General features: G+C 67.5%; 23 protein-coding genes and 2 pseudogenes. 15 read left to right on the forward strand and 10 right to left on the reverse strand.

Annotation, left to right across the window (positions count from 1 at the left end):
* The first annotated feature begins 122 nt into the window (after nucleotides 1-122).
* Together U4Z64_RS21410 and U4Z64_RS21415 are read left to right on the forward strand one after the other, a co-directional pair.
* The gene (locus U4Z64_RS21410) at nucleotides 123-557 is read left to right on the forward strand and encodes a hypothetical protein (RefSeq protein ID WP_044845476.1); all 435 of its coding nucleotides are present in this window, start codon (nucleotides 123-125) and stop codon (nucleotides 555-557) included.
* A gap of 134 nt (nucleotides 558-691) precedes the next feature.
* Nucleotides 692-918: pseudogene (locus U4Z64_RS21415) on the forward strand (hypothetical protein); the annotation flags it as partial.
* On the opposite strand, the gene U4Z64_RS21420 reads toward U4Z64_RS21415, so the two are convergent.
* Both U4Z64_RS21420 and U4Z64_RS21425 read right to left on the reverse strand, forming a co-directional pair.
* Entirely contained in the window at nucleotides 903-1,154 is a 252-nt protein-coding gene (locus U4Z64_RS21420; protein WP_124487111.1) for an energy transducer TonB, read from the reverse strand. The pseudogene U4Z64_RS21415 and the gene U4Z64_RS21420 sit on opposite strands and share 16 nt — an antisense overlap.
* A gap of 79 nt (nucleotides 1,155-1,233) precedes the next feature.
* Nucleotides 1,234-1,536, reverse strand: a complete 303-nt coding sequence (locus U4Z64_RS21425; RefSeq protein ID WP_321821011.1) for a transcriptional regulator — start codon at nucleotides 1,534-1,536, stop codon at nucleotides 1,234-1,236.
* A gap of 30 nt (nucleotides 1,537-1,566) precedes the next feature.
* Between U4Z64_RS21425 and U4Z64_RS21430 the strand changes: the two genes are divergently transcribed.
* From U4Z64_RS21430 to U4Z64_RS21450, 5 genes are all read left to right on the forward strand, one after another.
* On the forward strand, nucleotides 1,567-1,764 hold the full coding sequence (locus U4Z64_RS21430) for a hypothetical protein (protein WP_124667408.1): 198 nt from the start codon (nucleotides 1,567-1,569) through the stop codon (nucleotides 1,762-1,764).
* A 167-nt stretch (nucleotides 1,765-1,931) separates the two neighbouring features.
* The gene (locus U4Z64_RS21435) at nucleotides 1,932-2,231 is read left to right on the forward strand and encodes a hypothetical protein (protein ID WP_044845478.1); all 300 of its coding nucleotides are present in this window, start codon (nucleotides 1,932-1,934) and stop codon (nucleotides 2,229-2,231) included.
* Nucleotides 2,232-2,699: 468 nt separating this feature from the next.
* The gene (locus U4Z64_RS21440; RefSeq protein WP_321821012.1) at nucleotides 2,700-4,304 is read left to right on the forward strand and encodes an EAL domain-containing protein; all 1,605 of its coding nucleotides are present in this window, start codon (nucleotides 2,700-2,702) and stop codon (nucleotides 4,302-4,304) included.
* A gap of 251 nt (nucleotides 4,305-4,555) precedes the next feature.
* Nucleotides 4,556-6,922 (forward strand): DNA polymerase II, encoded by a 2,367-nt coding sequence (locus tag U4Z64_RS21445; protein WP_321821013.1) that lies wholly within the window; start codon nucleotides 4,556-4,558, stop codon nucleotides 6,920-6,922.
* A 124-nt stretch (nucleotides 6,923-7,046) separates the two neighbouring features.
* Nucleotides 7,047-8,174, forward strand: coding sequence for a molecular chaperone DnaJ (locus U4Z64_RS21450; protein ID WP_321821014.1), 1,128 nt, complete (start codon nucleotides 7,047-7,049; stop codon nucleotides 8,172-8,174).
* Nucleotides 8,175-8,219: 45 nt separating this feature from the next.
* On the opposite strand, the gene U4Z64_RS21455 is transcribed toward U4Z64_RS21450, so the two are convergent.
* The 6 genes from U4Z64_RS21455 to U4Z64_RS21480 form a co-directional block, all read right to left on the reverse strand.
* On the reverse strand, nucleotides 8,220-9,125 hold the full coding sequence (locus U4Z64_RS21455) for a LysR family transcriptional regulator (protein ID WP_044848816.1): 906 nt from the start codon (nucleotides 9,123-9,125) through the stop codon (nucleotides 8,220-8,222).
* Nucleotides 9,126-9,204: 79 nt separating this feature from the next.
* Entirely contained in the window at nucleotides 9,205-10,449 is a 1,245-nt protein-coding gene (locus tag U4Z64_RS21460; RefSeq protein WP_044848815.1) for an acyl-CoA dehydrogenase family protein, read from the reverse strand.
* Between the two features lie 38 nt (nucleotides 10,450-10,487).
* Nucleotides 10,488-11,246, reverse strand: coding sequence for a glucose 1-dehydrogenase (locus U4Z64_RS21465; protein ID WP_321821015.1), 759 nt, complete (start codon nucleotides 11,244-11,246; stop codon nucleotides 10,488-10,490).
* Between the two features lie 7 nt (nucleotides 11,247-11,253).
* Nucleotides 11,254-12,018 carry an SDR family oxidoreductase gene (locus tag U4Z64_RS21470; protein WP_321821016.1) on the reverse strand — a complete coding sequence of 255 codons (765 nt, stop codon included), beginning with the start codon at nucleotides 12,016-12,018 and terminating at the stop codon, nucleotides 11,254-11,256.
* A 58-nt stretch (nucleotides 12,019-12,076) separates the two neighbouring features.
* On the reverse strand, nucleotides 12,077-13,108 hold the full coding sequence (locus U4Z64_RS21475; protein ID WP_321821017.1) for a phosphotransferase: 1,032 nt from the start codon (nucleotides 13,106-13,108) through the stop codon (nucleotides 12,077-12,079).
* Nucleotides 13,109-13,128: 20 nt separating this feature from the next.
* Nucleotides 13,129-13,803, reverse strand: coding sequence for a histidine phosphatase family protein (locus U4Z64_RS21480; RefSeq protein ID WP_321821018.1), 675 nt, complete (start codon nucleotides 13,801-13,803; stop codon nucleotides 13,129-13,131).
* A 210-nt stretch (nucleotides 13,804-14,013) separates the two neighbouring features.
* Between U4Z64_RS21480 and U4Z64_RS21485 the strand changes: the two genes are divergently transcribed.
* On the forward strand, nucleotides 14,014-14,169 hold the full coding sequence (locus tag U4Z64_RS21485) for a DUF3309 family protein (protein WP_124520972.1): 156 nt from the start codon (nucleotides 14,014-14,016) through the stop codon (nucleotides 14,167-14,169).
* Between the two features lie 110 nt (nucleotides 14,170-14,279).
* Here U4Z64_RS21485 and U4Z64_RS21490 read toward each other — a convergent pair.
* Nucleotides 14,280-14,588: pseudogene (locus U4Z64_RS21490) on the reverse strand (hypothetical protein); the annotation flags it as partial.
* Nucleotides 14,589-14,894: 306 nt separating this feature from the next.
* Between U4Z64_RS21490 and U4Z64_RS21495 the strand changes: the two are divergent.
* Nucleotides 14,895-16,199 (forward strand): MFS transporter, encoded by a 1,305-nt coding sequence (locus U4Z64_RS21495; RefSeq protein ID WP_321796075.1) that lies wholly within the window; start codon nucleotides 14,895-14,897, stop codon nucleotides 16,197-16,199.
* Nucleotides 16,200-16,345: 146 nt separating this feature from the next.
* Here the strand turns inward: U4Z64_RS21495 and U4Z64_RS21500 are convergent, their stop codons facing one another.
* Nucleotides 16,346-17,290, reverse strand: coding sequence for a LysR family transcriptional regulator (locus tag U4Z64_RS21500; RefSeq protein ID WP_321821019.1), 945 nt, complete (start codon nucleotides 17,288-17,290; stop codon nucleotides 16,346-16,348).
* Between the two features lie 155 nt (nucleotides 17,291-17,445).
* Between U4Z64_RS21500 and U4Z64_RS21505 the strand changes: the two genes are divergently transcribed.
* The 6 genes from U4Z64_RS21505 (at nucleotide 17,446) to U4Z64_RS21530 (ending at nucleotide 24,012) form a co-directional block, all read left to right on the forward strand.
* Nucleotides 17,446-18,522 (forward strand): 4-hydroxythreonine-4-phosphate dehydrogenase PdxA, encoded by a 1,077-nt coding sequence (locus U4Z64_RS21505; protein WP_321821020.1) that lies wholly within the window; start codon nucleotides 17,446-17,448, stop codon nucleotides 18,520-18,522.
* Between the two features lie 61 nt (nucleotides 18,523-18,583).
* Nucleotides 18,584-19,756 carry an L-rhamnonate dehydratase gene (locus U4Z64_RS21510; protein ID WP_321821021.1) on the forward strand — a complete coding sequence of 391 codons (1,173 nt, stop codon included), beginning with the start codon at nucleotides 18,584-18,586 and terminating at the stop codon, nucleotides 19,754-19,756.
* Nucleotides 19,757-19,764: 8 nt separating this feature from the next.
* Complete coding sequence (locus U4Z64_RS21515) at nucleotides 19,765-20,682, forward strand: dihydrodipicolinate synthase family protein (RefSeq protein ID WP_124487124.1); 918 nt, start codon at nucleotides 19,765-19,767, stop codon at nucleotides 20,680-20,682.
* Between the two features lie 98 nt (nucleotides 20,683-20,780).
* Nucleotides 20,781-22,073: an MFS transporter gene (locus U4Z64_RS21520; RefSeq protein WP_321821022.1), complete on the forward strand. Its 1,293-nt coding sequence runs from the start codon at nucleotides 20,781-20,783 to the stop codon at nucleotides 22,071-22,073.
* Between the two features lie 57 nt (nucleotides 22,074-22,130).
* Entirely contained in the window at nucleotides 22,131-23,078 is a 948-nt protein-coding gene (locus U4Z64_RS21525) for a YncE family protein (protein WP_044847506.1), read from the forward strand.
* The gene (locus tag U4Z64_RS21530) at nucleotides 23,056-24,012 is read left to right on the forward strand and encodes an amidohydrolase family protein (RefSeq protein WP_321821023.1); all 957 of its coding nucleotides are present in this window, start codon (nucleotides 23,056-23,058) and stop codon (nucleotides 24,010-24,012) included. The genes U4Z64_RS21525 and U4Z64_RS21530 overlap by 23 nt, the downstream gene beginning before the upstream one ends.
* Nucleotides 24,013-24,138 lie beyond the last annotated feature (126 nt).

A 24,138-nucleotide genomic window follows, 5' to 3' on the forward strand; every position in this document is an offset into this window, starting at 1 on the left:
TCATCAGTCAAACCCTATGAGTCGGCTATAAATATTAATTGGTTGCAATTTCCGGATCGACGCTAAGGTGTCGGGCATTCCCGTCCGCGAACGGACCGTCACGTCTCAGGAGAGGAATCACCGTGGTCATCGAAGCCATCGTCACCCGTCTCGACGCCGCATTCGCGCAGATCGAAGCGACACCGGATTCGCACGAATCGCGCAACCAGCGCGATGCGATCATCCAGTGGCTCGACAGCGCGTCGGAGCAAGGATATCGACTCGGTCTCGTCACGACGCTGCCGGCCGCCCGGCTCAGCGACATGTTCGAAGGCCAGTTCGGCCGCGCGAACCTCGACCGCTTCTCGGTCGTCGTGACCGACGCCAATCAGCAGGACTCCGTAGCAAATCAGCATCCGTTCGACGTCGCGCTGCAAGCGCTGGGCGTGCCGCCCGAGCGCGCGGTGGCCGTCGCGAGCAGCGAACCGGAACGCCGCGAAGCCGAGACGTTCGGCCTGTCGCGTTGCGTGCGCATCACCGACACGATGCGCTCGATCGCATCGGCAGGCGTGCACTGAGCCGAGCACCGCATACGGGCCGGCTCGCGCCGGTCGGTCGCGATCCGGCGCGATGCCGACGATTGCCCGACCGAATTCCGACATTCCGCCGTCAAGGCGGCCTGCAACACTTCCCGGCTCGACCGATCCTGCCCGGCGACCGGATGTCGGCGATGGCCGCGAAACTGCGATGGGACGTGTATCGCAATGGCTCGCGGCATCATCGTGAAGATGATGCTTGTACAACGAGCGCGAGATGGAATTCCACGCGGCGTGCGACGGCGCGAAGATCGCCGCGGGCAGTCACTTCTACGACTACGCGGTACGCGGAATTGAAGCGCCGTTACGGGTATCCGTGACGCGCCGTCAGTCCACCGGGTAATCGAGATCGTGCCAGCGCTTGGCCGATTTCCCGCCGGAGCCGAGGTGACCGCCGGGGAAGCGCATCACGGCGATCGCGTGCAGCGCTTTCGTGTCGAGCGCGGGGTCGCCGCAGCTGCGCCGGACCTTGAGATCGCGGACGCGCCCCTGCTCGTCGAGCCAGACCCGCACGATCACGCGCCTTCTCGACGCGGGAGTCTGCACGCCGCGTGACAACAGGCGATCCATCAGCGACATGAAGTTCTCCCCGATCGTCGAATGCTACGGTTATCGCCGCGTGCATCGATGAACGACGCACGCCGGTGTGCGCGCCGCGTCAATGCCGGGCGGCTGTGCTCATGTGTGCCGGCGCGGCCTTCGGCTTCGCGGCGACATGCGCCTTCGGCTCGGCGCCGGCCGCATGTTGAACCTTGCCGGTCTTCGCGGGGGCCGCGTGTGCTTTCGGCGCAGGTTTCGCGCCGGCATGCGCCGCGACCGGCGCCTTCGACTGCGACTGCGACTGCGACTGTGATTGCGAACGAACGGTTTGCCGCCCCGGCTTCACGGCCGCCGCGCTGCTCGCCGCCACGGGCGGATGCTTGACCTGCTGCGCGTACGCGTTGACGTCGTGATCGCTCATCCAGGATTCCGTGTAGGCCGCCGACGCGGGATGAGCCAGGTTGAGATACGCGACCGATGCGACGAGAAAGGCACGAACATGCGTGCGACGATTGAATGCGGTAATGACGAATGCTCCTTTGCGAACTGGCTCGACGCCCTGTATCGGCGCCGTCGTGGCGGCACGATAAATGAGCGCATTCCGCACCGCAAGCGTCTGCCGGAGATCCAAACGATTCTTGACGTTTGAACGATCGATCCGGTGCGGGCGAGCTCGAACCGGCGCGGCAGCCGCGCGGTCGCTTCGGCATGCACATGTCGTCGCGCACGGGGCCGGAACGCTGAAAGCCAATCCCCCCCGACGACGCCGAACTAGGATTCGCCGACGGTGTCGAACGTGCATCGCCGGAGATTCACATGAAACGCGCCACCCCGTTCGCCCTCCTGATCCTGCTCGCCGCCGCCAGCTTGCCGGCACTCGCCGGCAGCGCCGCGTCGCCGGTCCCGCAGCAAGCGAAAAACTGCGTACCGTCCTCCACGTCCGGCGGCACGGCGCCCGGCTCCCGCGCCGCATCAAAAGCGCCGCCGATTCGCGTGTGCGTCGGCGACTCCGACACGCAGCTGAACCTGCCGTGGTTCCTGACCGACGTCCTCACCGCCGTGGACACGCATCAATCTCCCCGCGACCTGCTCCACAAGATGCGCGACGATTTCTGAAGCGCTGCTGTCGCCGATGCACGCGCTGGAACAGCCCGCAGCACGCGGGCTGGACCTCGTTCAAGGCGCGCCGATGCCTGGATCGCCGGAGATGACGCGCGATGCAAATATTTCCCCGCAAGCACCAATTAAGAAATTACGCGATTTTTGAATATCAATATTTCGTAATCGAGGGCTGCACGCCTTATACTTGCCGCGCACCATCCTCGTGCCAAGAGAAGGTGTCTTCTGTCCCGGCCGCTCACCGATGCGGCCGGTTTTTTTTCGTGTGCGATACCGATATACATGCGTGGTCGGGGTATGTTACGGAGAAGCGCCTCGAATCCAGCGCCCCGCCGCGATGCCGCTTCGTGCGTTTCGCGAGCGTAGAATCGCTTTGCGTCCCGATATCGGCGCGAGCCGCGGTGCCCCGGCCGGGCACGGCGAACGCATCGCGTCTAACCATCGACCGGTTCGATCTGCATTCTCATGCGTACAACAACAAGTACGACCCGAGGACCTGCCGCGCCCGCACTGCCCCCGAAGCCCGCATTCCAGCGCAGCGGCGCGTGGCCGCACGTCGTTTTCCCGTTTGCCCTGATCGTCTGCATCCTCGTGTTCGTGGTCGCGCTCGTCGTTGCCGGGCGCCTGGCACGCGACGCGATCGCGCAGCACGAACGCGTCGTCGCGAACGACATCGTGATATCGGTCGACCGCGTTCTCGACGGAATTCGCTCGCGTCACCCGGCCGAGCTGGACGCGCTGGTCGGGCGACCCTGCATGACGATCTTCAGGACGCTCGCCGAAGTAGGCACTCACCTGCGCTATCTTCGGGCCGTCGGGCTGGCGAACGACGGTCGCGTCACATGCTCGTCGGCACTGGGCGCGATCGACGTCCCGCTCGCCGCATACATTCACGCGCCCGAGCCGGGGATGACGGCCATCACGCTGCTTCGGCAAACGCCGTTTCAGCATCGCGTTCCGGTGCTGACGGCGTTTCGTGCGACCGCGCCCGAATCCGGCGTCCTCTATGTGGTCGAAGGCGACTATCTGGCGGACATGCTCGCGCACGGCACCCGCTTCGGGGCGGAAACGGCCACGCTGTCGATCGAAGGCGCCGGAAGCATCGATCAGCATGGCGCGTTCGTGCCGCCGTTCGGCGCGGCGCCGCCCACCGGCAGCACGATCGCGTCGAGCGCCTGGCCGTTCACGGTCTCCGTCACCTCGTCGGAACCCTACGTTTCGCAGGTGCAGCGGCGCTACGGACTGATCTGCGTGACGATCGCGCTGCTGGTCAACGGCCTCGTCGCGGCCGCGTACCTGCTCGCGATGGCGCCGCGCCGGCTGTTGCTGAAGGCCGTTCGCAATGCGCTGAAGCGCAACGAGTTTCATGTCGTCTATCAGACTATCGTCGATGTCGAAACGCGCAGGACCGTCGGCGTCGAGGCGCTGCTGCGCTGGCAGCATCCGAAATGGGGGCCCATCAGTCCGGCGGTGTTCGTCCCGCAGGTGGAATCGAGCACGATCCTGCCGAAGGTGACCGAATTCGTGCTGCGCACGGCCATCTCGGAACTGTCCGCGCTCGCGCCGTCGATGCCGCTGCATGTCGCGATCAACGTCGCGCCGAAGGATCTCGAACGCGCGCGCTTCGTGTCCGTCGTCGAAGACGCGATCCGCCGGCTTCCGCCGGGCTGCACGCTGGTGCTCGAAGTCACCGAGCGCATCCTGCTCGAGAAGAATCCGCGCACCACCGAGATGTTCGCCACGCTGCGCGCGAAAGGCGCGAAGTTCGCGATCGACGACTTCGGCACGCATCACAGCAACCTCGACATGCTGTCGCGCTTTCCGTTCGACTACGTGAAGATCGATCGACAGTTCATCTCCCGGCTGACGACGGGCAACGCGAAACTGATCGAAGGGATCGCCGCCGTCGCGCACCACTACGGCCTGAAGATCATTGCGGAGGGCGTGGAGACGGAAGAGCAGCATCGCGCGTTGCATGCGGTCGGGATTCAGTATGCGCAGGGCTATCTGTACCAGCGACCGCAGCGACCGGAAGACCTGAAACGGGAATTCGCGCCGATGCCGGCCTAGGGCCTGCGCTGCGGCAACGCTGCCGCAACTGCCGGCCGACGCGCTCGCGCACTCGACAGACGAATGCGTGCCGCACGAACGTCATCCGGCCTGCGCGCGACGCCGATTGCTTCACGCGGCCGATGCAACGCGCACCACGTGGCGGATCCGGCGCCGCGTCCTGCCACCCGATGCCAGTGGCGCCGCTTCGGCGGGAACCGCGCGAGAAGCGCTAAAATCCGCCGCCTGGGCATCCACGACGAGCAAGTGTTTTGACTGCGTTCGAGCAGGGTTTCATCCTCACCCGCCACTGGCGGGACACCGCGTCCGGCATCGAGATCGAGTTCTGGCTGGCAACCGAACACGGTCCGCGCCGCGTGCGGCTGCGCCCGCAGGAAGCCGTCGCGTTCGTGCCGGCCGAGCAACAGGCGCTCGCCGAACGCACGCTGGCCGGCGAGCGCGATGCCGAACTGCGCCCGCTCGCGCTGCGCGACTTCCGCCAGCGCGCGGTGGCCGGCCTCTACTGCCGCCGCTACCGCCATTTGTCCGGACTCCAGAAACGCCTCGCCGCGGCCGGCGTCGACGTCTACGAAGCCGACGTGCAGCCGCCCGACCGCTATACGATGGAGCGCTTCATCACAGCGCCCGTGCAGTTTCGCGGCACGGCCGGCCGCGACGGCACGCTGACCGACGGCGAACTGAAGCCCGCGACCGGCTATCGTCCCGCGCTGCGCTGCGTATCGCTCGACATCGAGACGAGCGTCCACGGCGAGCTGTATTCGATCGCGCTCGAAGGCTGCGGGCAGCGGCAGGTCTACATGCTCGGCCCGCCGAACGGCGACGCGCGCGCCGCGGACTTCAAGCTCGACTACTGCGACAGCCGGCCCGACATGCTCGCGCGGCTCAACGACTGGTTCGACGAACACGATCCCGATGCGGTGATCGGCTGGAACCTCGTGCAGTTCGACCTGCGCATCCTGCATGCGCACGCGGAGCAATACGGCGTGCCGCTGAAGCTCGGGCGCGGCGGCAGCGTGCTCGAGTGGCGCGCGCACGGGCAGCAGCCCGACCATTTCTTCGCGGGCGCGGCCGGCCGCCTGATCCTCGACGGCATCGACATGCTGAAATCGGCGACGTGGACGTTCCCGTCGTTCAGCCTCGAATACGTATCGCAGTCGCTGCTCGGCGAAGGCAAGTCGATCGACAATCCGTATCAGCGGATGGACGAGATCCAGCGCCGCTTCGACCACGACAAGCCCGCGCTCGCGCACTACAACCTGAAGGACTGCGAACTCGTCACGCGCATCTTCGACAAGGCCGACCTGCTGTCCTTCGCGCTCGAACGCGCGACCGTCACGGGCCTCGCGGCCGATCGCACCGGCGGCTCGGTCGCCGCGTTCACGCACCTGTACCTGCCGCGCATGCACCGGCTCGGCTACGTCGCGCCGAACCTCGGCGACGTAACCGGCCAGAACAGCCCCGGCGGCTTCGTGATGGATTCGCGACCCGGCCTGTACGACTCGGTGCTCGTGTTCGACTACAAGAGCCTTTATCCGTCGATCATCCGCACGTTCCTGATCGATCCGGCCGGGCTGATCGAAGGGCTCGCGCATCCGGGCGACGACACGTCGGTGCCCGGCTTTCTCGGCGCGCGCTTCTCGCGCACCGCGCATTGCCTGCCCGACATCGTGCGGCGCGTGTCGGAAGGCCGCGACGAAGCGAAACGCCAGCGCAACGCGCCGTTGTCGCAGGCGCTGAAGATCATCATGAATTCGTTCTACGGCGTGCTCGGCTCGACGGGCTGCCGGTTCTTCGATCCGCGCCTCGCGTCGTCGATCACGATGCGCGGCCACGAGATCATGCACCGCACGCGCGAGCTGATCGAGGCGCAGGGTTACGAAGTCATCTACGGCGATACCGATTCGACCTTCGTGTGGCTCGGACGCGAGCACGACGACGACGCGGCCGGCGCGAAGGGCCGCGCGCTCGTCGAGCACGTGAACCGCTGGTGGCAGGCGCACCTGCGCGATCGCTTCGGGCTCGAAAGCGCGCTCGAACTGCAGTACGAGCGGCATTACCGGCGCTTCCTGATGCCGACCGTGCGCGGCGCGGAAGAAGGCAGCAAGAAGCGCTATGCGGGCCTCGCGCGCGCGGCGGACGGCGGCGAGGACCTCGTGTTCAAGGGGCTCGAAACGGTGCGCACCGACTGGACGCCGCTCGCGCAGGCATTCCAGCGCGAACTCTACCGGCGGGTGTTCAAGCGCGAGCCGTACCAGGATTTCATTCGCGACTACGTGCGGCGCACGCTCGCCGGCGAATACGATGCGCAACTGATCTATCGCAAGCGCGTGCGCCGGCCGTTGAGCGAATATCAGCGCAACGTGCCGCCGCACGTGCGCGCCGCGCGGATCGCCGACGAATTCAACCAGGCGCGCGGCAGGCCGCTGCAGTATCAGCGCGGCGGCTGGATCAGCTACGTGATGACGACGGCCGGCCCCGAACCGCTCGAAACGATGCGCTCGCCGATCGACTACGCGTTCTACGTGAGCCGCCAGCTGCAGCCGGTCGCCGATGCGATCCTGCCGTTCCTGCGCGACGATTTCGAACGCGTGATTTCCGGGCAGGGGCAATTGTTCTGAGTAACCGTGTAGCGATGCGCGGCGAGCGCGGCTGCCCGCGCCGACCGTCTCGCCACCGGACCCGGCGATGCCGGCTAAAATACCGGCCTGCCGCGCCTCCCGCCGCGGCCGGAGGACCTTCATCATGACCGCACGTCGCGGTGCCGCGGTCGCCATCGCGCCCGGTCACGAGACAGCCAGCCTGTCCAAAGCCCAGCAAACCTTCAATACGCTCGTCAAGCACATCGAAAAGCGGCGCGAGCGTCTGGGCGCATGGGAAGCCGTCACGCCGGCCTTCCAGAAGAAATTCGTCGACGGGCTGTTGCCGCTCGAACAGGAAGCGACGGCGCTGCGGATCAGGCTGATGCATCTGCTCGACGACGCGTTCCTGCAGAAGGGACTGAGCAAGGCCGAGCAGCGCATGCTGTCCGACCTGATCGCCGACATGGCGCGCGACTTGCTGAACGTCAGCGACGACGCGGCGCTGAAGGTCATTTACAACCGCCATCGCGCATCCGACGACGCCGGCAGCGCCGCGGCCGACCCCGAGCCGATGAAGCGGGAGCCGAAGCCGATGCCCGCCGCGGAACCGGCCGACGATCTCGACATGCTGTCACCCGACGAGCTCGCCGAGCGCATGCAGGCCGAACTCGACGCCCAGTTCGAGCGAGACATGGCCGCTCACGCGGCCCGCGAGGCCCAGCGCGCGAAGCGCAAGAAAGCGCCGAAGCAGTCGGCCGCGCAGGCGAAGCGCGAGGCCGAGCAGGCCGAATCGAGCAAGTCGATCCGAGAGATCTTTCGCAAGCTGGCCAGCGCGCTGCATCCCGATCGCGAAACCGATCCGCAGGAACAGCAGCGCAAGACCGTGCTGATGCAGCGGGTCAACCACGCGTATGCGAAAGGCAATCTGCTGCAACTGCTGGAACTGCAGCTGGAGATCGAACAGATTGACCGACGCGCGATCGACGGCCTGAGCGAAGCACGGCTCACGCGCTACAACGGCATCCTGGAGGAACAGCTGCGCGAGCTCGATCAGGAGATCCGGCACGTCGAGAACGATTTCCGGCGTACTTACGGCATCGCGTCGTCCGTCAAGATCGCGCCCGATACCGTGATCCGCATGCTCGCGCGCGACATCGCCGGCATGCAGCGCGGCAACCAGGACCTGACCATCGCGCTGCGCGAGTTCGAGGATCCGGACTACGTCAGGGACTGGTTGAAGGACATGAAACGCCGGCCGGTATCGTCGCGCTTCGACGACGATTCGTTTTGAGCGAAGCCGGCGCGGGCCGGCGCACGGCGCGCACGCGTCGTCACATCACGGCGACTCGCCGATCCCGCCCATCAGCGTCATCAGCTGCTCTCGCAGCCACTGGCTGCCCTGATCCTGATCGGCGCTGCGATGCCAGTAGCAGAAATATTCGAGCCCCGGCATCTCGAACGGCAGTTCGAGAATCCGCGCCGGATAGCGCTGCAGCAACCGAAGCGGCGCCGTCAGCGCGAGGTCGCCGCGCATCGCGATCAGCGGCGCGACCATGTAGTGCTGCACGCGCATCTGGATGTTGCGGCGCAGCCCGAGCCGCGTCAGTTCGGCATCGACGTGCCCGCTGCCCTTGCGGCGGCTCGACACGTGGATGTGCCCCATCGACAGGTAGTCGTCCAGGGTCAGCGTGTCGCCCTTGAACGGGTGGTCGTCGCGGATCATGCACGCGTAGCGGTCGCGCACGAGCAGCGCCTGGTGCAGGTGCGGGTCGCCGATCAGCGGCGCGTCGATCGCGATGTCGACCGAACCGTTCGCGAGCGCGGTCGCCACTTCGCGGCGGTCCATCGTGTAGCTGCGCACGTGCATGCCGGGCGCATGCGTCTGCAGCAGTTCGCCGAGCGCGGGCAGCAGCAGCGCTTCGGTCAGGTCGCTCATGCTCAACCGGAACACGCGCTCGGACGAAGCGGGGTCGAACACGTCGCCTTCGTGCGCGCTCGAATCGAGCAGCTGCAGCGCCTCGCGCACGCGGCCGACGATGTTCTCGGCCAGCGGCGTCGGCATCATCCCGGCCGGCGTGCTGACGAACAGCGGATCGTTCAGCGTCTTGCGCAGCCGCGCCAGCGCGTTGCTGACGGCCGGCTGCGTGAGGTTCAGCACCTCGGCCGCGCGCGTCAGGTTGCGCTTGTTGTAGATCGCCTCGAATACGACGAACAGGTTCAGATCAATCTTCGAAAGGCGCATCGCCGGATCTCCTTGCCGGCATCTTAATACGGCGTGCGTCTCCCGTTCGCCCACGTCGCTGGCTCGCGCGGTGCGCCGCTCAGCCGCGCGGCGGCCGCGTCAGGTACGGTTCGGTCGAGCCGCGCACGGCGTCCTTGATCTCCATGCGCGCGATCGCCTGCAGGTGCACCTCGTCCGGACCGTCGGCGAAGCGCAGCGCGCGGCCCCAGGTCCACAGGTCGGCGAGCGGCGTGTCGGGGCTCAGGCCCGCCGCGCCGAACACCTGCATCGCGCGGTCGCACACGTTCGTGTACACGGTCGGCACGAGCGCCTTGATCATCGAGATTTCCTTGCGCGCCGCCTTCGCGCCGACCTTGTCGATCATCCACGCGGCCTTCAGCACCAGGAGGCGCGCCTGGTCGATCTCGATGCGCGAACGCGCGATCCATTCGCCGATCGTGCCGTGCCGGTTCAGCGGCTTGCCGAACGCCTCGCGCGACTGCGCGCGGTCGATCATCAGTTCCAGCGCGAGCTCGGCCGCGCCGATCGAACGCATGCAGTGGTGGATGCGGCCCGGCCCGAGGCGCGCCTGCGCGAGCGCGAAGCCGCTGCCTTCCTCGCCGAGCAGGTTGCGCGCCGGCACGCGCACGTTGTCGAACGTGATCTCGCAGTGCCCTTCGGGCGCGTAGTGATTGACCACCGTGATGTTGCGCACGATCGTCACGCCTGGCGTGTCGCGCGGCACGAGGATCATGCTCTGCTGCTGGTGCGATTCCGCTTCGGGATCGGTCTTGCCCATCACGATGAAGATCTTGCAGTTCGGGTGCGCGGCGTTCGTGATGAACCACTTGCGGCCGTTGATCACGTACTCGTCGCCCACGCGCTCGATGCGTGTCGTGATGTTGGTCGCGTCCGACGATGCGACGTCGGGCTCCGTCATCGCGAACGCCGAACGGATCTCGCCGCGCAAGAGCGGCAGCAGCCACTGTTCGCGCTGCTCGGGCGTCGCGAACATGTGCAGCAATTCCATGTTGCCGGTGTCCGGCGCGTTGCAGTTGAATACCTCCGACGCCCAGCTCACGCGCCCCATGATCTCGGCGAGCGGCGCGTATTCGAGGTTCGTCAGGGCCGTGCCCGGCTCGTCGGCCTTCAGGTGCGGCAGGAACAGGTTCCACAGGCCTTCGGCCTTCGCGCGCTCCTTCAGCGCCTCCATGAACGACACGGGATACTGCCCGGCATGCACTTCTTCGTTCCACTGACGAATGCGCGGCACGATGTGCGCGTCCATGAACGCGCGCACGCGTTCGCGCAATTCTTCCACTTTCGGGGTGTAGCCAAAGTCCATGATCGACTCCTCGAGATTCCGGTTTCCGTTCGTTCGGTTCAGAAGGCCGAGACACCGCCGTCGACGGCGACGGCCTGCCCGGTCAGATAGGTGTTTTCCTTCGCGCACAGCGTGAGCATCGTCGCGACGATTTCCTCGGGCCGGCCGAGCCGCTTCATCGGCGAGCCCTGCGCGAGAAAGTCCTGGCGCGCGCCGAGGTCGCTGTCGGTGACCATCGGCGTCGCGCTGTAGAACGGGCACACCGCGTTCACGCGAATGCCGTGGCGCGCGTATTCAAGCGCGGCCGTCTTCGTGAGCCCGACCACCGCGTGTTTCGACGCCGCATAGGCGGCCAGCTTCGGCGCGCCGCCGAGCCCTGCCATCGACGCGACGTTCAGGATCACGCCTTCGCGTTGCGCGAGCATCTGGCGAATCTGGTGCTTCATCGCAAAGAACACGCCCTTCGCGTTCACCGCGAAGCTCAGGTCGAGATCGGCTTCGTCGGTATCGATCAGCGCCTTCATCGGCGGGGCGATGCCGGCATTGTTGATGCCGACGTCGAGCCGTTCGAAGCCCGCGACCGCCGCCTGGACCAGCAACGCGACGTCGGCTTCGACGCGCACGTCGCAGCGCTGCGCGATCACGTCGGCGCCGGCTGCGCGCAGCCCCGCGGCCACGCGTTCGAGCGCCGCTTCGTTCAGGTCGCCGAGCGCGAGCCGCGCGCCCATCGCGGCCAGCTCGCTCGCGAGCAGCGCACCGAAGCCGCTCGCGGCGCCGGTGATCATCACGCTCTGCCCGGCATAGCTGTCGATTTTCATCGCGCGCTCAGATCGTCAGGCCGCCGTCGACGACGATGCATCCGCCGTTCGTGTAGCTCGCCGCATCGGACACGAGATACAGCACCGTGCCGGCCATCTCGCGCGGCTCCGCGTGGCGGCGCAGCGGGATCTTCGTCATCCAGGTTTCGTAGATGTCCTTGTCGGCGAACAGCGCGCCCGCGAACTTCGTCTTGGTGAGGCCCGGCAGCAGCGCGTTCACGCGGATGCCGAACGGCCCGCACTCCTTCGCGAACGCCTTCGTCATGTTGACGACCGCGGCCTTCGTGATCGAGTAGATGCCTTGCCGGTCGCCCGGCTGCAGCGCATTCACCGACGCGGTGTTGACGATCGCGCCGCCGCCCTGCGCCTTCATCAGCTTGCCGGCCTCGACCGACATGAAGAAGTAGCCGCGGATGTTCACGTCGACGGTCTTTTCGTACGCGGCGAGATCGGTGTCGAGGATGTGCCCGAAATACGGATTCGCAGCCGCGTTGTTCACGAGGATGTCGAGCCGACCATGCTTGCCGCGGATCGTCTCGAACGTCGCGGCGATGTCCTCCAGCCGCCCGACGTGGCACGCCAGCGCTTCGGCGCGGCCGCCCGCCGCGACGATTTCGTCCGCCACCGCCTGGCAGTCGTCGAGCTTGCGGCTCGACACGATCACGTGCGCGCCCTGCTGCGCGAGCAGCTTCGCGATTTCCTCGCCGATGCCGCGGCTCGCGCCCGTCACCAGCGCGATCTTGCCCGTCAGGTCGAACAGATTCGTTGCCATGTTGCTGTGCTCCTCCATTGATGTGTTGTCGTGCCGCCGCGCGGCGCTTCCGTCGCGGTCAGCGCGGCGCGCCGATCACGTCGACGGCCATCTCGGCCAGCCGGCCGGCCATCGCGCCGACGCGCAGCGCCTGCTCGCTCGACGCGTTGCCCTGCAGCGCGCGCGCCTTCACGCCCTGCGCGATCGCCGCGAGCCGGAAGAAACTGAACGCGAGATAGAAATGCCAGTCGCGGATCGGCTCGATGCCGCGCAGCTCGCAATAGCGCGCGACGATCGCCGCTTCGTCAGGAATGCCGAGTTCCGCACGATCCTGGCCCGCGAGCCCGCGCACCTGGCCGCCCGACGGCAGCCGCAGGCACATGCAGAAATACGCGAGATCGGCGAGCGGGTTGCCGAGCGTCGACAGTTCCCAGTCGAGCACGGCCTGCACGCGATAGCCGTCGCGCGCGAACATCAGGTTGTCGATCCGAAAATCGCCGTGCACCAGCGCGGGCCGGCCGGTGTCCGCCGGGCACGCCTTCGGCAGCCACTCGATCAGCGTCTCCATCGCGTCGAGGCGCTCGGTTTCCGCCGCGCGATACTGCTTCGTCCAGACGCCGATCTGGCGCTCGAAGTAGTTGCCGGGGCGGCCGTAGTCGGCAAGGCCCACCGCGTCGACGTCCACGTCGTGCAGCGCGGCCATCGTGCGCAGCAGCGCGTCGTAGCAGGTCGCGCGCTCGGCCTTCGGCAGCTCCGGCAGCGCCGGATCCCAGAAGATCCGGCCGTCCTCGAAGCTCATCACGTAGAACAGGCTGCCGATCACGTCGCGGTCTTCGCAGAGGTGATATGGATGCGCGACCGGCACCGCGGTGCCCGACAGCGCACTCAGCACGCGGAATTCGCGATCGACCGCATGCGCGGATTTCAGCAGCTCGCCGGGCGGCTGGCGGCGCAGCACGTAACGGCCGCTCTTCGCATGCAGCAGGAAGGTCGGGTTCGACTGGCCGCCGGCAAACTTCTCCATGTCGAGCGGGCCTTCGAAACCCGGCACGTGCGCTTCCAGATAGCGCGTGAGGCGGGCTACGTCGAGGGGCTGGGAAGGATTCGTCATCGTCGCGATCGTTCGTGGGGTCAGCCGTAGGTGCGCCACGTGTGCCGTTCGGGATCCTCGAGATGCGGGATGCCGTTGAACGACGCAAGGTGGAACGCTTCGGCGTTGAAGAAAAACTGCGAAAGACTGCTGTTGCGGATCTGCAGGTTCAGCGCGATCGCGCTCGATGGCGGTGCGGCGAGCACCTGCTGCACGGTCACCGCGATCGGGCCGCCGGAGCTCACCGCGAGCACGCGCTGGCTGCCGCCGCCGCGGATCGCGGCGCGCGCGTCGGCGACGCGCTGCTGGAAATGCGCCCAGGTTTCGGGCGCGGTGTCGCCGAGCTTGTCGTCGGCCCACAGGTGCAGCACCTGCCGCAGCGCGCGAAAGTGCTCCTTCATCGAGCCGGCCGCGAGCCGCGCGATCTCCGGATAGTCGTTCGCCGCCGCCGCGAACAGCCCGTGGAAGTCGTATTCGTTCAGGCCGGGATGGCGGTCGACCACCACGCCGTCGCGGCCCATTCCGCGCAGGATCGCGGCGACCGTCTGCGCATGCCGGTTCATCGTGCCGCAGATCACGCGATCGAACGTCAGGCCCTGCCGCGCGAAGTATTCGCCGAGCCAGACGCCCTGCTGCTCGCCCGCGGCGGACAGCCGGTCGTAGTCGTCCGTGCCGAACGACGCCTGCCCGTGCCGTACCAGAAAGAGTTCAGCCATTGCCTGTTCCGCCTGAATGAAACCGAAGGATCAGCATAGCGACCGGGTCCGCATTTTTGAAATTTATTTTCTGAATCGGACGCTATTCATCTCATGAATTCCGGTATCCAAACAGTGCGCTTTCGCCGGGTTGCGCCGATGGGCGTGCATCGCGGCACGGGAATTGCGCCAGCAGGCACCGTCATGTCGAACAAATTCAGGAGGGGCACGATGCTCGGTACAATCCTTATCATCGTTCTGATTCTGCTGCTGATCGGGGCGTTTCCAGCGTGGCCGCACAGCCGAAGCTGGGGCTACTGGCCATCGGGCTCTCTCGGGCTGATCGTCGTCGTCGTCGTGATACTCGTGCTGCTGGGCCACATCTGAGTGTGACGACGCGTGCCGGTTCAACAGGCACGCGTCGTTCGGTCCGCGCGCCGTGGCTTCTTTACAAACGCCCGCGATGAACACCAAGCCGGCAATGGCGAGCCGATAGATCGCTCGGCCGCCTGCTTGGTACGCGCCTTCACGAGCGCGCGCGCCGGCGCGGACGGCACCAGCCATTCGCGCTTCGCGCCGTAATACCCTGCGATCCCGAGGAACAGCGTCATCGCACCGCTCACGATGAGCGCGCTGAACAGCGCGTCGAGCATCACGCACACGAACTCGAGCACGAACACGGCAAGCAGCGGAATCAGCAGCAGCCGGAACGAATAGCCGTCGCGGCCGTGCCCCTGGATCCACCATTTCACCGGCTGGAGTTGCCAGAAGCGGTTGTCCCGGTGGCGTGAAAGTCGTTGTTCCATGTCCGTCCATTCCCGACTGTGCGATTGCGCCGCGTCACTGCATCATGACCGCACCGGCGTCGAAACGCGTTCGACCCATGCCGTGCGTCGTGTCCGTGCGCGGCCATCCCGCATCATGCCGCAACCGTTCGTGGAAAACCCGCACGGCGCCCCGAGCCGGCACCCGAATGCGGCGAAACCGAACACCGCAGGTTATCGATTGATCCAAAAGATTCAGTAGACGATGCCTCCTCCGGCGCGCGATGCTGGCCCGGCCAGTGAACGCGGCGTCATTGCAACGACGCGCACAAGAATGGAGTGAGACACATGCCGACCGATCACCGTCAACGACGCCACACGCTGTGGCTGCTGTGCGCGCTTTCGTTCATCCTCTACGTCGACCGCGTGAACCTCGCGACCGCGGCCGGTGCGATCAAGGCCGAACTCGGGCTGTCGAACACCGAACTCGGCATCGCGTTCTCCGCGTTCGCGTATTCGTACGCGATCTGCCAGATCTTCGGCGGCTGGATCGCCGACCGCTTCGGCGCCCGCATCACGCTGATCGGCTGCGGGCTGATCTGGGTCGCGTCGACCTTCATGACCGGGCTCGTGCACAGCCTCGCGCTGCTGTTCGCCGCGCGCCTGCTGCTCGGGATCGGCGAAGGCGCGACGCTGCCCGCGCAGGCCCGCGCGATCACGCACTGGTTCACGCGCGAACGGCGCGGCGTCGTGCAGGGCTTCACGCATTCGTTCTCGCGGCTCGGCAACGCGGTCACGCCGCCGATCGTCGCCGCGCTGATGACGTGGCTGTCGTGGCGCGCGGCGTTCTTCGTGATCGGCGCGGTGACGCTGGTGTGGCTCGTGTGGTGGATCGTCGGCTTTCGCGAGTATCCGGTCGGCGACGGCGGCGACCACGACGCGCACCGCGCACGCGCCACCGCCGCCGCCACCATCGCCGCCCGGCCGGCACCGGCGCCGGGTCCGACGCCGTGGGGCCCGCTGTTCCGCCGGATGGCGCCGACGATCTTCGTGTACTTCTGCTACGGCTGGACCGCCTGGCTGTTCTTCACGTGGCTGCCGACGTTCTTCCTGAACGGCAAGGGCCTCGACCTGAAGTCCACCGCGCTGTTCGCGTCCGGCGTGTTCTTCGCGGGCGTCGTCGGCGACACGCTCGGCGGCTGGCTGTGCGACCGCATCTACCGCAAGACCGGCAACCTCGCGCTGTCGCGCCAGAGCGTGATCGTCGCGAGCTTCACCGGCGCGCTCGCCTGCATGCTGCCGCTCGCGTTCGTGCATTCGACGGCCGGCATCGCGCTGTGCCTGTCCGGGTCGTTCCTGTGCCTCGAACTGACGATCGGGCCGATCTGGGCCGTGCCGAGCGACATCGCGCCGACGCACGCGGGCATCGCGAGCGGGATGATGAATGCGGGTTCCGCAATCGCGGGGATCCTGTCGCCGATCCTGTTCGGCTATCTCGTCGACCACACCGGCAGCTGGACGGTGCCGTTCGTCGGGTCGGTCGCGATGCTGCTGATCGGCATCGTCGCCGCGCTGCGGATCCGGCCGGATCGCGCGTTGTCGGCATCGACGCCGTCGCTCGCCGAAGCGCCGGCCGCGCCGTCGGCACGCTGAAGCGGGGTGGCGGCGGTGCGCCGCGCGGTATCTGGCTTGGTCCGGCTCGGCGTGGATTGTCCCGACCTGCCCTGATCGCCGTCATCACGCACCGCGAGCGAAGCTCGCCGGTGCGTGACGCCACAACGTAGCCGCCCCGCCTTCCATCAATCGCCCGCGCCCTGGCCGCCTTCCCGATGGAACAGCGCCAGAAACTGCTGCGCCGGAATGCTCAGCGGCCGATCACGCCGCACGAGGCTGCCATACGACGGCAGCTTCTGGTCGAGTTCGTAATCGAGGATCGCAACCAGCCTGTGCTCCGCGTTGCGCTGCGCGACGGTCAACGGAATCACGCCGAGCATCCGCGAACGGTCGACGAGGTTCATCGTCGTCAGGATCGACCCCGTTTCGACGAGCCCGCGCGGCATCGGCTGGTGACGCGCGCGGAACTCGCGCTCGACCACCTCGCGCGCCGGGCTGCCGGCCGGCTGCAGGATCCACGTGTACTCGAGCAGCGCGTCGAATTCGACCGGCCCCGCGCCCGCGAGCGGATGGTCGCGGCCCGCGATGATCGCGAGCGCCTCGTCGTCCACCACGCGGAAGTCGCAATCGGTGCCGACGTTGCGGCCGATCACCACCTCGAGCACGCCTTCGCGCAACTGCGGCATCAGCCGGTCGCTGGTATCGACCGCGATGTCGATCGCCAGCAGCGGATAGCGCGCCTTCAGCTGCACCAGCGCCTCGGTGAGCCGCCCCGGCGACGCCGCCATGATGCTGCCGATCGCGAGCCGCCCCGCGCTGCCGAGCTGCAGTTCGCCGAGCTCGCGATTGAGCGCCTCCATGCTGCCGCGAATCCCGCGGAAATAGCCGAGCACGCGCTCGCCGGCCGGATTCAGCACGAGCCCGCGCCCGACGCGATCGAAGAGGCGCTGGCCGAGCGCGCTTTCCAGTTCGGCCAGCATCTTCGTCGCGGCCGGCTGCGTGAGGCCGAGCTGCCCGGCGGCCGCGCGCAGCGTCGAGCATTCATCCACCGCGAGCAGCAGCGCGATCTGCCGCATCCGCAGCCGGTTCAGCAATTGGGGAGTCGAGTCTCGTCGATCGATCGAGCCCATTTCGATTACTCCAGGTTATCGATTCATCAAGAGTTTTCAATTTACCGACTCATTCCGTCTACCTAGCATGAACCCCATACACCAACGGCCACACGCCGCCACCGGAGACACCGCATGAACATGCAACCGCCCGCCGCCCGCCACGGAGACGCCGCATGACGACCGCCGCCGCCGTGCCCGCCGCTGCACTGCCCGCCGCTTCACTGCCCGTCGTCGCGCTGACCCTCGGCGACCCCGCCGGCATCGGCGCCGAACTGATCGCGAAACTGCTCGCGCGGCCCGACGCGACGTCCCGCGCCAACCTCGTGCTGATCGGCGACCGCTGGCTGTGGGAAGCCGGCCAGCGCGTCGCCGGCGTGACGGTCGACGTCGAACCCGTCGCATCGCTCGCCGCCGTGCGCGGCCGACCGTCCACCGCGCGCGCCGCGTTCGTCGCGCTCGACACGATCGATCGCGCGCAGGTCACCGTCGGCCAGCCCGGCGCGGCCGGCGGCCGCTCGACGCTGACCGTGCTCGACCGGTGCCTCGACGCCGCGCTCGCCGGCGACATCGACGCGATCTGCTTTGCGCCGCTGAACAAGTACGCGATGAAGCTCGGCGGGCTCCGGCACGACGACGAGCTGCACCACTTCGCCGCCGCGCTCGGCGTGACCGGCTACTTCTGCGAATTCAACACGCTCGGCGAGCTGTGGACCGCGCGCATCTCGTCGCATATTCCGCTGAAGGATGCGGCGGCCCAGCTGAGTGTCGCGCGAATCGAACAGGCATCCGAACTGATCTACCGGTCGCTGCTCGCGAACGGCGTCGCGGCGCCGAAGGTCGCGATCGCCGCGTTCAACCCGCACGGCGGCGACGGCGGCAGCTGCGGCCGCGAGGAAGTCGACATCATCGAGCCGGCCGTGCGCAAGCTGCAGTCGCGCGACTGGCCGACCGACGCGCCGTTCCACGGCCCGTTCCCTGCCGACACGATCTTCCTGAAGGCGCAGGCCGGCGACTACCAGGCGATCGTCACGATGTACCACGACCAGGGGCAGATCGCGATCAAGCTGCTCGGCTTCTCGCGCGGCGTGACCGTGCAGGGCGGGCTGCCCGTGCCGATCACGACGCCCGCGCACGGCACCGCGTACGACATCGCGGGCCGTGGCACGGCCGACGTCGGCGCGACCTGGCAGGCGCTGCAGATCGCTTGCCGCATGGGCGCCGCGCGCCGCACCCGCACCGTTTCGGCGTGACGCTCGCGCGCCAGCCGCACACGACACACACACGACAACATCGATTCCAGGAGACACCAACATGAAGATCCGCTCCGTGCGCGCCCGCGTATTCCAGTGGAAAGGCAAGACCGTTCCGCCGCAGGGCAACTTCTGCTCGAACGCGATGGACCTGCTGTACGCGCCGCAGGAAACCATGAGCACGTTCCGCTTCCATGCGTGGACGGTCGTGGAAGTCGAGACCGACGACGGCATCGTCGGCCTCGGCAACGTCGCGCTCGCGCCGCACGTCGCGAAGGCGATCATCGACCAGTACCTCGCGCCGCTCGTGATCGGCCAGGACCCGTGGGACTACGAGTACCTGAACCAGCGGATGTACCGCGCGACCCACGCCTGGGGCCGCAAGGGCATCGGCATGGCGGCGATCTCGGCGGTCGACATCGCGATCTGGGACATCCTCGGCAAGAGCGTCGGCAAGCCGGTGTTCAAGCTGCTCGGCGGCCGCACCAAGGAGCGGATCCCCTGCTACTACTCGAAGCTCTACCGCACCGACCTGAAGGCGATGCAGGAGGAAGCGCAGCAATACCTGAAGGAAGGCTTCCGCGCGTTCAAGATGCGCTTCGGCTACGGGCCCGCGCACGGCCAGCAGGGCGTGGTGGAGAACCTGAAGTCGGTCGCGGCGATCCGCGAGGTGATCGGCTACGACAACGACCTGATGCTCGAGTGCTACATGGGCTGGAACCTCGAGTATGCGAAGCGCATCCTGCCGAAGCTCGAGAAGTACCAGCCGCGCTGGCTCGAGGAGCCGGTGATCGCCGACGACATCGACGGCTACGCGGAGCTGAACCGGCTGACGAGCATTCCGATCTCGGGCGGCGAGCACGAGTTCTCGCTGTACGGCTTCAAGCAGCTGCTCGACCGCAAGGCCGTGTCGGTCGTGCAGTACGACACGAACCGCGTCGGCGGGATCACGATGGCGCACAAGATCAACGCGCTGTGCGAGGCGTACAGCGTGCCGGTGATTCCGCATGCGGGCCAGATGCACAACTATCACCTGACGATGAGCACGCTCGCGTCGCCGATGAGCGAGTACTTCCCGATGTTCGACGTGGAAGTCGGCAACGAGCTGTTCTATTACATCTTCGATGGCGAGCCGGTGGCCGAGAACGGCTTCCTGCAGCTGCGCGACGACGTCCCGGGCCTCGGTCTCACGCTGAAGACCGAGTTCCTCGACCAGTTCGACATCGTCGAGTGAGGCCGCCCATGCACGCACGCTACCAGGGCGTCTTTCCGGTTGCGCCGACGATCTTCGACGCGCACGGCGCGCTCGACCTCGACGGCCAGCGCCGCTGCCTCGACTTCATGATCGATGCCGGCTCGCAAGGCATCTGCATCCACGCGAACTACTCGGAGCAGTTCGCGCTCGGCGACGACGAACGCGACCTCATCACGCGCACGACGCTCGAGCACGTCGCCGGCCGCGTGCCGGTGATCGTCACGACGTCGCACTTCAGCGCGCGGATCTGCGCGGAACGCAACCGCCGCGCACAGGCACTCGGTGCCGCGATGGTGATGGTGATGCCGCCGTACCACGGCGCGACGTTCCGCGTGCCCGACGCATCGATCCGCGCGTTCTTCCGCGAAGTCGCCGACGGCCTCGACATTCCGCTGATGATCCAGGACGCGCCCGCGAGCGGCGTCGCGCTGCCGGCGTCGCTGCTCGCGACGCTCGCACGCGAGATCGACGCCGTGTCGTACTTCAAGATCGAGACGCCCGGCGCCGCGTCGAAGCTGCGCGAGCTGATCGCGCTCGGCGGCGACGCGATCGAAGGGCCGTGGGACGGCGAGGAAGGCATCACGCTGCTCGCCGACCTCGATGCCGGCGCGACCGGCGCGATGACGGGCGGCGGTTATCCGGACGGCATCCGCCGCATCACCGACGCGTATTTCGCCGGACGCCGCGACGAAGCGTGCGAGCAATACGCGCGCTGGCTGCCGCTGATCAACTACGAGAACCGCCAGTCGGGCTTCCTGACCGCGAAGGCGCTGCTGAAGGAAGGCGGCGTGATCGCGTGCGACCGGCCGCGCGCCCCCTGGCCCGAACTGCATCCGCAGGTGCGTGCAGGCCTGCTCGACGCGGCACGGCGGCTCGATCCGCTCGTGCTGCGCTGGGGCCGCTAGCCATCGTTTCGTACCCGCAACGCGCGTTGCGTTGCGCATCGGCGTGACGGCGGCCCGACAGAAGGCCGCCGCCGCTCATCACATGGATCGGAGACACCATGACTCTGCTGAACCCCGCCACCCCGGCCTATGAAGCCGGCGATGCCATTCCGCGCCGCCGCTGGCTGCGCGTGATTCCGCCGCTGCTGCTCGCCTGCATCGTTTCGTACATGGACCGCGTGAACATCGCGTTCGCGATGCCGGGCGGGATGAACGCCGAACTCGGCATGAACGCGACGATGGCCGGCCTCGCCGGCGGCATCTTCTTCTTCGGCTACCTGTTCCTGCAGATTCCGGGGGGCCGGCGCGCCGCGCTCGGCAGCGGCAAGAAGCTCATCGCGTGGTCGCTCGTGAGCTGGGCCGTGCTGTCGGTGCTGACCGGGCTCGTCACCCATACGTGGCAACTTTTGGCGCTGCGCTTCCTGCTCGGCGTGGCGGAAGGCGGGATGCTGCCGGTCGTGCTGACGATGGTCAGCCACTGGTTTCCCGACCGCGAACGCGGCCGCGCGAACGCGATGGTCATCATGTTCGTGCCGCTCGCCGGCATGATCACCGCGCCGCTGTCCGGCTTCATCCTCGCTGCTTACGACTGGCGTCACCTGTTCTACAGCGCCGGCGCGCTGTCGCTGCTGTGCCTGTTCGCGTGGCTGATGTTCGCCGACGACAGCCCGGAAACCGCGCGCTGGGTGTCGCCGCGCGAGAAGGCGTACATCCTCGACGCGCTGCGCGACGAACAGGCGCGCAAGCAGGCCGCCGGCACGCCGGCCGCCGCGTCGTTCGGCGCGATACTGCGCAACCCGACGATCTGGCTGCTGATCGCGATCAACTTCTGCTATCAGGTCGGCATCTACGGCTATACGATGTGGTTGCCGACCCTGCTTAAAAACCTCACGCACGGCGGGATGGGCAAGGTCGGCCTGCTCGCGATGCTGCCGTATGTCGCGATGGTGATCGGGATGTTCGCCACGTCGTATTTGTCGGACCGGACCGGCAAGCGCCGCCTGTTCGTGCTGCTGCCGCTCGTCGGCTTTGCCGCGTGCCTCGCGCTGTCGGTGCTCACGCATGGGTCGATGATCGTGTCGTTCGCGTTCCTGATCGGTTGCGGCTTCTTCCTGCAGGCGGCGGCCGGCGTGTTCTGGGCGATTCCGCCGAAGCTGTGCAGCGTCGAGACGGCCGGCAGCGCGCGCGGCCTGATCAACGCGCTCGGCAACCTCGGCGGCTTCTGCGGCCCGTATGCGGTCGGCGTGCTGACCCAGCACGTGAGCGCGGCCGCCGGCGTGTACAGCCTCGCCGTCACGATCGCGGTGGCCGGTCTGCTCGCGCTGACGCTGCCCAGGCGCTGCGAAGACTGACCGGACACGCACCGACACCGACGCGCGCACGCGCGAACGAATCAACGGAGACACACCATGAACGACATCCTGTTGCTGGTGCAGAAATGCGCCCACACCTTCAGCTTCTACGACCTCGAGACGAAAGCCGCGCTCAAGCACATCGTGCTGCCGAACTTCCCGCACGAGTTCACCGTCGACGTGAACGACCGCTTCGCGTACGTCGGCATCTTCGGGATCGAGACCGCGTGGTCGCGCGGCCATGAAGGCGATCACCGGATCGCCGAGATCGATCTCGTCGAGCGCACGCACACGCGCATGCTGGACCTGTGGCCGTACTACCGGCCGCACGGGATGGCGGCCGATCGCGACGGCCGGCTGTACGCGATGAGCGAGGCGCACGACATGCTGCTCGTGTTCGACGCGCCGACCCGGCAGGCCGTGCCGAACATGGCCGTGCCGTCCGGCGGCGTGAAGACGCACCTCGTGACGCTCACGCGCGATGCGAGCCGCGCCTACGGCGTGCACCTGCTGTCGAACACGGTCACGCAATTCCATCCGCGCGACGCGACCGTCGCGCCGCGTGCGGTGATGCCCGGCCCGCGTCCCGAAGGCAATGCGCTGTCGAGCGACGAGCGCACGCTGTTCGTCGCGAATCGCGGCGACGACACGCTCGTCGAGATCGACACCGACACGATGACCTGCGGCCGCCGCGTGAAGACCCGCAGCGATCCCAACCGCATCTACCGCACCACCGCGCCGGACGGCCGCGACCTGCTGCTGCTGACCAATTCCGGCGAGCGGTCGATCTCGGTGTTCGATGCGCGGCAGCTCGAAGAGATCGAACGCGTCGCGCTGCCCGCGAACCCGACCGCGCTGTCGTTCCATCCGTCGCGGCGCGTCGCGTACGTGTCGTTCCAGGACGACTACGTGCGCGAGCTCGATCTCGATGCGTGGCGGTTCGTCGGTGCATTGCCGACGCTGCGCGAACCGGATGCGTCGTATGTGCTCGCCGGCACGCGCTGAGCGGCGCGACGACGCACCGCCGCCCGACGCGATGCCGGCGGCGCTCGTCGACGCGCATCACCACCTTTGGCAGCTCGGCGCGGGCGCGCACTACCCGTGGCTGCAGGACCGGTACGATCCGGCGCACTTCATGTTCGGCGACTACGCGGCGCTGTGCCGCGATTTCGGCGTGGACGACTACCGGCACGCCGCGCAACGCGCGCCGCTCGTCGCGAGCGTGCACGTCGAGGCCGAACGGGCGCGCGACGAGGCGCTCGCGGAGACACGCTGGCTGCACGAGGTCGCGGCCGCGCACGGGCTGCCGTCGGCCGTCGTCGCGTGGGTCGACCTGCTGGCCGACGACGCGCACGAGCGGCTCGCCGAACAGGCCGCATGGCCACGCGTGCGCGGCGTGCGGTTCAAGCCGCGCACCGCTGCGTCGCCGGACGCGGCCGTCGACGGGCCCGGCACGCTGCGCGACCCGCGCTGGCCGGCCGCGCTGGAACGCCTGGCCGCGCATGGCCTGAGCTGGGACCTGCGCGTGCCGTTCTGGCATCTCGGCGACGCGGCCGCGCTGCTGGCCGACGCGCCCGGCGTCGACGTCGTGCTCGAACATGCCGGGCTGCCGTGGGACCGTTCGGACGCGGGGCTCGCGCGCTGGCGCAGCGGCATGGAAGCGCTCGCCGCTTCGCCGCGCGTGACAGTCAAGATCTCCGAACTCGGCTTGCGCGATGCGGCGTGGAACGACGCGGACAACGCGCGGATCATCCGCGACACGATCGCGATATTCGGCTTGCAGCGCTGCCTGTTCGCGAGCAATTTTCCGGTGGCGGGGTTGCGGGTGTCGTATCCGGCGCTGCTGCGCACGTTCGCCCGCGCGATGGCGGACCTCGACGATGCGGCGCGCCGCGCGATCTGGCATGACAACGCGATGCGTGTGTACCGGATCGCGTGAGCGGGCTTGACGCATCGGCCGGATGGCCAGAATCGTACGTATCCGGTTGACCGCAGGATGATTCGAAAGGTATACGAAAGCATTGCGCTTCGCGCGTCGATGGCCTTTCGAGTCAACCCATCCGGC

It is taken from the genome of Burkholderia sp. BCC1996, assembly GCF_905339955.1.
Classification (GTDB): domain Bacteria; phylum Pseudomonadota; class Gammaproteobacteria; order Burkholderiales; family Burkholderiaceae; genus Burkholderia.

What these genes read in the sequence shown, in the direction of transcription:
- U4Z64_RS21510 (WP_321821021.1), top strand. Translation starts at nt 18,584, where the DNA reads ATGAAGATCCGCTCCGTGCGCGCCCGCGTATTCCAGTGGAAAGGCAAG.
- U4Z64_RS21430 (WP_124667408.1), top strand. Translation starts at nt 1,567, where the DNA reads ATGAGCCAGGTTGAGATACGCGACCGATGCGACGAGAAAGGCACGAAC.
- U4Z64_RS21435 (WP_044845478.1), top strand. Translation starts at nt 1,932, where the DNA reads ATGAAACGCGCCACCCCGTTCGCCCTCCTGATCCTGCTCGCCGCCGCC.
- U4Z64_RS21480 (WP_321821018.1), bottom strand. Translation starts at nt 13,803, where the DNA reads ATGGCTGAACTCTTTCTGGTACGGCACGGGCAGGCGTCGTTCGGCACG.
- U4Z64_RS21470 (WP_321821016.1), bottom strand. Translation starts at nt 12,018, where the DNA reads ATGGCAACGAATCTGTTCGACCTGACGGGCAAGATCGCGCTGGTGACG.
- U4Z64_RS21440 (WP_321821012.1), top strand. Translation starts at nt 2,700, where the DNA reads ATGCGTACAACAACAAGTACGACCCGAGGACCTGCCGCGCCCGCACTG.
- U4Z64_RS21495 (WP_321796075.1), top strand. Translation starts at nt 14,895, where the DNA reads ATGCCGACCGATCACCGTCAACGACGCCACACGCTGTGGCTGCTGTGC.
- U4Z64_RS21420 (WP_124487111.1), bottom strand. Translation starts at nt 1,154, where the DNA reads ATGTCGCTGATGGATCGCCTGTTGTCACGCGGCGTGCAGACTCCCGCG.
- U4Z64_RS21450 (WP_321821014.1), top strand. Translation starts at nt 7,047, where the DNA reads ATGACCGCACGTCGCGGTGCCGCGGTCGCCATCGCGCCCGGTCACGAG.
- U4Z64_RS21500 (WP_321821019.1), bottom strand. Translation starts at nt 17,290, where the DNA reads ATGGGCTCGATCGATCGACGAGACTCGACTCCCCAATTGCTGAACCGG.
- U4Z64_RS21455 (WP_044848816.1), bottom strand. Translation starts at nt 9,125, where the DNA reads ATGCGCCTTTCGAAGATTGATCTGAACCTGTTCGTCGTATTCGAGGCG.
- U4Z64_RS21460 (WP_044848815.1), bottom strand. Translation starts at nt 10,449, where the DNA reads ATGGACTTTGGCTACACCCCGAAAGTGGAAGAATTGCGCGAACGCGTG.
- U4Z64_RS21515 (WP_124487124.1), top strand. Translation starts at nt 19,765, where the DNA reads ATGCACGCACGCTACCAGGGCGTCTTTCCGGTTGCGCCGACGATCTTC.
- U4Z64_RS21505 (WP_321821020.1), top strand. Translation starts at nt 17,446, where the DNA reads ATGACGACCGCCGCCGCCGTGCCCGCCGCTGCACTGCCCGCCGCTTCA.
- U4Z64_RS21465 (WP_321821015.1), bottom strand. Translation starts at nt 11,246, where the DNA reads ATGAAAATCGACAGCTATGCCGGGCAGAGCGTGATGATCACCGGCGCC.
- U4Z64_RS21525 (WP_044847506.1), top strand. Translation starts at nt 22,131, where the DNA reads ATGAACGACATCCTGTTGCTGGTGCAGAAATGCGCCCACACCTTCAGC.
- U4Z64_RS21475 (WP_321821017.1), bottom strand. Translation starts at nt 13,108, where the DNA reads ATGACGAATCCTTCCCAGCCCCTCGACGTAGCCCGCCTCACGCGCTAT.
- U4Z64_RS21485 (WP_124520972.1), top strand. Translation starts at nt 14,014, where the DNA reads ATGCTCGGTACAATCCTTATCATCGTTCTGATTCTGCTGCTGATCGGG.
- U4Z64_RS21425 (WP_321821011.1), bottom strand. Translation starts at nt 1,536, where the DNA reads ATGAGCGATCACGACGTCAACGCGTACGCGCAGCAGGTCAAGCATCCG.
- U4Z64_RS21530 (WP_321821023.1), top strand. Translation starts at nt 23,056, where the DNA reads ATGTGCTCGCCGGCACGCGCTGAGCGGCGCGACGACGCACCGCCGCCC.
- U4Z64_RS21520 (WP_321821022.1), top strand. Translation starts at nt 20,781, where the DNA reads ATGACTCTGCTGAACCCCGCCACCCCGGCCTATGAAGCCGGCGATGCC.